The organism is Bradyrhizobium sp. 138 (genome assembly GCF_023074075.1).
GTDB lineage: Bacteria > Pseudomonadota > Alphaproteobacteria > Rhizobiales > Xanthobacteraceae > Bradyrhizobium.
Map to the genome: position 1 here is coordinate 1 of NZ_JADPKT010000025.1, position 6153 is coordinate 6153.

General features: G+C 57.1%; 4 protein-coding genes. 2 read left to right on the forward strand and 2 right to left on the reverse strand.

Annotation, left to right across the window (positions count from 1 at the left end):
* Positions 1–1000 (reverse strand): AMP-binding protein (locus tag IVA79_RS14400; protein WP_247553797.1); only part of this gene is annotated, 1000 nt, incomplete at its 3' end.
* A 679-nt stretch (positions 1001–1679) separates the two neighbouring features.
* On the opposite strand from IVA79_RS14400, the gene IVA79_RS14405 reads away from it, so the two are divergent.
* Together IVA79_RS14405 and IVA79_RS14410 are read left to right on the forward strand one after the other, a co-directional pair.
* Entirely contained in the window at positions 1680–1922 is a 243-nt protein-coding gene (locus tag IVA79_RS14405; RefSeq protein WP_247553798.1) for a hypothetical protein, read from the forward strand.
* Between the two features lie 994 nt (positions 1923–2916).
* The gene (locus tag IVA79_RS14410) at positions 2917–3783 is read left to right on the forward strand and encodes a hypothetical protein (protein WP_247553799.1); all 867 of its coding nucleotides are present in this window, start codon (positions 2917–2919) and stop codon (positions 3781–3783) included.
* Between the two features lie 154 nt (positions 3784–3937).
* On the opposite strand, the gene IVA79_RS14415 is transcribed toward IVA79_RS14410, so the two are convergent.
* Positions 3938–6153: amino acid adenylation domain-containing protein (locus IVA79_RS14415; protein WP_247553800.1), on the reverse strand; the 2216-nt coding region annotated here is incomplete at its 5' end.

Here is a 6153-nt window from a genome sequence, read left to right on the forward strand (position 1 = left end):
ATCCGGAGGTGTAGATCACATAGGCGAGCTGATCAGTAAACAGACCAAGCGCGCGCGGGTCCGGATCCGACGCCGGCAGGTTTGCCCATTCCGGCGTCGCCGTCAGATCCACCAGCGTCAGATCGCGTAGCGCACCGTCGCCCAGCGCCGATCGCCCCGCTGCATCGGCCAGCAGCACTCGCGGCACCGCATCGTCGAGAACCTGCCGCAGCCGCGCCGGTGGATAGGCCGGGTCCAGCGGCAGGTACGCCGCGCCCGCCTTGAGGATCGCTAAAAGCCCGACCACCATCGCCACGTTGCGCGCAACGCAGATCGCCACCGGCTGGTCCGGCTTCACCCCAATTGCGATCAGATGATGCGCCAGCCGGTTGGCCCGCGCATTGAGCTCGCCATAGCTTAGCCGCTCCTCCTCATGGACCACCGCCACCGCGTCCAGCGCACGGCGAACCTGTGCCTCGAACAGCTCGTGGATGCACACGTCCGACGGATAGGCCGATGCCGTCCGGTTCAGCTCCTCCAGCAGATACGCGCGCTCAGCGGATGACAAGAGTTCAATCTGCCCCACCGGCTGCCGCGGATCTGCCTTCACAGCACATAGCAAATTTTGCAAATGCTGGGTCATACGGTCGATATGCTTGGGCTCCAAGCGACTTGCATCAAAGTGCCATCGAAAGCTGCCATCTAGAGCGCAAACCTCAAATGTTAACGCCTCACCGGGCAGGGCTGCCTCAGAAGTCGGGCTCGAAGCTAGGTCACTAGTGGCAGACTCGCCACTTACAGTAAGCATAACGCCAACGGGCCAGGGCCGGCGCAATCGTAACGCCTCCATACCGAGCAACGTTGGGCAGCGCGCGATAAGATCTCGCGCGAAGCTATCCTGCTCCTTCAGTTGAGCGAATTCGGCCGCCACCACCGTGCGCGCCTCTGCAAAATCATTGTCGAGATCGATGGTAATTGCCATCGGCACAACAGAAGCGACAAGCACCTCGAGCGCTTTCAAGCCCGCTCGCGATCCACTCGGCGCGGGAGTCCATCCCAATTGAAGCTCTAATTCTCCCGTGATGCGGGCTAGGTAGATCAGCCAAGCCGTTAGCAAGAATTCCGTGCGATTACTGGGAGACAGCTCAGCCAAAGCACCTGGAATTCGCCATGAACTCAACTGCCATTGAGGTGCAGCCAAAGCTACTGAAGACGACAAAAAGGAAAGCTGGGATGTTTTGAACTGTTCAAGCCGTTGTCGCCAAAAACTCTCACGAGGCGCCAACATCTCATGCGCAACCGTTATGCTCCGCGCCTCGTCATCGCTCAGATTCGGGAGGCGGTCGCCTACATGGGAATCAGAACGCCTCGCGAGTGCCCGCGCATCCAGAGCCTTACGGTCCAAGCTGCTAAGCCAAACATCAACATCCGCTGTCCCTGTCGCCACACGCCAGTGGCTGGGGTGGATCTCAACTAAAGACCCCGCAGCAAAGCCCGAGCGCCGAGCCGTCACCTCTAAGCGCCTGACGACGACAACGTCATCGCCTACGAGAGCCTTGGACAACCCCAATGGATTGGTATGATACGGGCCAAAGTCTAAGGCGCGCGTCATCGCTTCCAGATCTTGTGCGGATCGATCCCATCGCAGACAGCCCGCAGCATCTGGGCGTCGTATCGCTCGTCGCAATCAACACTTGGCGTTGGACGACCAGCTCACCAGTACCAACACCGTGATCGATACGATGCCACGTGATGCCATGTTCGGTCTCACGGGCAAGAAGCGCCCAAGACGTCGCATGAGTTCCGGCATATCGCGGCAACGGACCGTCGTGGTAATTGAAAGCGCCTCTACGCGCTTTCCCAAACACATCTGCTGGCAATATGAACGGATTGGCAACGGAAAATATCCACTCGACTGGCTCGGCGTTGAGCAGCGCAGATAGCTCTTCAATGCTCGTCACACACAAGATATCGGCGAGAGCGGCCCAATCGCGGAATATGGCGTCGGCACACAGCGCCGCCCGGATCACGTGGCCCATCTCCATCACTAGCTGAGCACATCTAACAGCTAGCATACCACCACCAACAAAGATGCAAGAGCCAACCGGTGTAGCAAGTTTCATCTGAACTCTTAGACAGGGGTTACAATGAAGGCCGTAACGGATCACCCCGCATTTCAAGCAATCGACATACCAATGACGTACTGCGAGCGTTTCCTGAAGAAATAACGCGCGCCTCGCTCGGAATGCCGCCGTCGGACTTGAGACATCGACGTCCTGAACCAGACACAGCTCAGCACAACAATACGGATGTCATTGGCGACGATCACCGCATGGGCGTCCGCAAAGTCGTCGGAAGATCTGCAACAGCCGCCGTCATCACCGCGCGTACAGCAGACTCTCCTTGGCGCTCACGTTAAGTAGCGGACGCGCCCATGACCTTCTGCGGGCTCATTCTGAAGAAAACAATTCGCTTCTCGCCGGGCTCCCAGAATTTTGCCGTCATGCCGTCGGGCTTGGGACATTAACGCCTTGAACCGAACAGAGCTCAACACAACAGCACGCGCCGTCAACAGCGACGACCACTCAAGATCGGGCGCCCGCGCCTTGCCCGAATTGCCTTTGCGAGCCAAAATGCTCGCCGCTGCTTTCTCCAGGTGGTCTGCTCGTCGAGTGAGGGAGGGTCCTGCGGCAGGGATTCCGCTCGATGTTGCAAAGTTGGCCACGCATCGCGTTTTCGCAGATTGGCCGGAGCTCGGCACTAAGTAGCGTTTTCGCTTAATGCCCGCTGACGTCTGTGGCACGGCCCTTGCTCGTGAGGCGACGAATGCGACGAAGAACGGGTCCACGGCGAATGTCGCAACCACAACTGACTCCTGATCTCTCACATCGGCGCATGCTGTTGACCCTTGGGTGCAGCAGCTTGGATGTGACTTGCGTGATCGAGGCACTCAGTCGAGACTTTGTCATTTTGATTCGTAATGTCTCACCGAGCGAGTCGGACGGCCTCGTACATCAAATTGCCGGTGAACTGGGATTGCAAAAAAAGCTAGAGCTGGAGGCCGGCTTTTCCGATTTTCTTGGTCATCGACGGCGGATCAACAAATACTTCATGAGCGTTAATTCCCGAGATGATTATCAGTTTGTCACCCCGCATTCCGAAGGAGATAGAATATCTAATATGCAGTTGTCGTGCTTTTATTGTTTCGAGAATAGTAAAGACGGAGGAGAAACAATCCTATTGAACATCGACGACACAAGTGAGGCATGGGGACTTTTACGAGAAAAAACGACAAAAATATTACCTGGATCAAAGCTATTGTCTCGGGGCATGATCACTCGTGCAAAAGCACTTTATCGTCTGAGCTCGCCGGATGACTATTTGGTACCAGATGACCAAATAGTAGCCGAGGTGAAATCCGAGATCCCGGGCCTTTTGCTGGCGATTGTTATGGCAAGGCCGAAAAGAAGCTTTTCCCTTCTCCTAGGGCGCGATGTGAATGTCCTTTGGGATAACATTGGTAGTGTTGACCAAAGCTGTCTTCACTTTTTCGTTCGGATGTTGCAGGAGCGCGAACTTCTCAAGTTCCCGCCGAACGGTTTTGAGTTGCACCAACTGGACCCCGTTAATGCAGGACGGAGCTGGTGTTCGGGCGCCGATTACGAGAAACTTTTTTGTGACGAGATTATTCTTAAGCTAAAACCAGGGGACCTTGTTATTCTGAACAACCTAACTTGGGCGCATGCGGTGAACAATTGGACATCGGCACCGGGCACTCGAAGGATAGCCGTGGCATTGGCCTAGCGTAGAACGAACTTCAAACTGGATTAAGCCCGTGGGGCAAGGTCACCGTCGGTGCCTCTGCATCGAGACGACCGCGGAAAAAACCATGAACCCGGCAGTGGATCATTCTTGTCGATCGCGATCGACACCGTGCCCGCGACTAAAGAACGGACGACTATTTAAGAGTCCCGATTAAGGCCGTTGAGATCGCGCGACCCAGAACTTGGCGGTTCTCCGGGACATCCATCATAGTCACGTGGTCGCCTGGAATTGGCACGACATGAATGGCCTCCGCACTTAAGATTCGGTCCCAACCCCGCAAAGGCGAAATTGCTTCTGGACCTAGGGAAGTTCTTCGAGAACGTGTCCGACCGCGAAGAGGCCGGTTCGCATAGAATTGGTGTATCTCAACTGGGAGGGACGGAACTTGATACAAGCGCAGCGCCCGTTGGAATTGCGTGGCCCTTTCGTACGTCAGAATATCATTGCGGAGATCACGGTCCAGCGGGATCGCTCCAATTGTCTGAGCCTTTTCAAGCAGTCCGGAAATTGAGCTTTGTCCAGCGAAGCGGTTGAGGATTTCGAACTTCTCGTCATTCAATTCGAGAGACTCCAACGCTACTTCTTGTATCATTTGGGTGGGTGATGTCCTTGATGGATTTGCAAGTAACACAACGTCAATCAGGCCGATGAAGGAAACAGCTTCGTTGAGGTTTAGTAAGTGCTGCGCAATTGCATAAGCCAAGATTCCTCCTGATGAGTATCCAGACAACCGATATGGACCTCGTGGCTGGATCTCGCGAATCGCCAAGCTCGCTTGCGAGGCGATCTTTTCAAGAGTTGAAAATTGAAATGCACTGAACTGCGGCCATGGCAAAGCGTAGACAGGACAGTCCACGTCGATTTCTTGCGCCAAGCTGGGGACATAGGAGCGATCGCCCAAACCTGTGGGAACAAAGAACAGCGGCGGCCGCGATTCGGTTTCGCGAACACAAATCACTCCCGAACTGCTGGGCTGTGGCGCCAAATGAACTTTCGATGCAACTTCCTTCAGAAGGGGGGCTTGGAAGAGGTCGGAGGCGCTGAACTTGAGCCCGAGCTCGACTGCGCGACTGAGCAGTTGCACCACTAGTAGCGAGTGGCCGCCCAGTTCGAAGAAGTGGTCGTTGCGTCCGACCCGCTCCAGCCCGAGAAGCTCGGCCCAGATCCGTGCCAACGCCGTCTCGACTGCGCCCTGCGGCGCCGCATAGGCCGCCCGCGCATAGGCATCGTCAGCAGGCGGTGGCAGTGCCTTGCGGTCGAGCTTGCCGTTCACCGTCAGCGGCAGCACCTCAAGCCGCACGAATGCCGACGGCACCATGTAGTCCGGCAGGTGCGCACTTAGGTGCGCCCGCAGGGTGCCGGCCAACCCGCCTCCATCGTCCTCATCCGAGCCAGCCTCGTCCGAGCCCACCACATAGGCGATAAGATGCTTGTCGCCGCGGCGATCCTGTTGCGCCACCACCACCGCCTCGCGCACAAAGGCGTGCTCGCAAAGCCGCGCCGCGATCTCGCCCGGCTCGATGCGGAAGCCGCGGATCTTCACTTGGTCGTCATTGCGGCCCAGGAACTCCAGATTGCCGTCCGGCAGATAACGCCCGAGGTCGCCGGTCCTGTACAGCCGATCGCCGTCCACAAAGGGACTGGCGATGAACCGCTCGGCTGTCAGCTCGGGGCGGTTCAGATAGCCCCGCGCCACTCCCGCCCCGCCAATGTAAAGCTCGCCCACCGCGCCAAACGGAACCAGTCCGCCATGATCATCCAGCAGGTACACCAGCGTGTTCGCAATCGGACGGCCGATCGGGACCACTGCTCCATTAAAATCAGCCGGACAATTCCAGACTGTTGCGCAGACTGTTGTTTCGGTCGGGCCATAGGCGTTGACAATTGATGCCGGGGCAAGACTTTGGATCAGTTCAGCCTTCGGCAGGTCTCCAGCAAGAATGAGAACTTGTGAAGTCAAACATTCCAGATTCTTGCTTGCCTGAAGCATCGCTGGGGGTAGCGTCGCATGGGTGATGTCTTCGCTCCGGAGATAATCCGAGAGCTTGTCACTCGCTTGACGGATCTCGTCCGCGGGCAAGTGCAATGCGGCTCCAGAGCCAAACGCCATAACAAGCTCCCAAGCGCTTGCATCAAACCCAACGGAGGCGAACTGCACCACTCGCCTGTTGGAAGAAGTGCCAAAAAGACCGACCTGAGCCAACATCAGATTGACCAACCCCCGATGCTCGACCATGACGCCCTTTGGGTTTCCGGTTGAGCCTGAGGTGTAGATCACGTAGGCGAGATGGCGCGATGTGAGGCCAAGCGTGCGCGGGTCGGGGTCCGAAGCCGGCCGTTCGGCCCAGG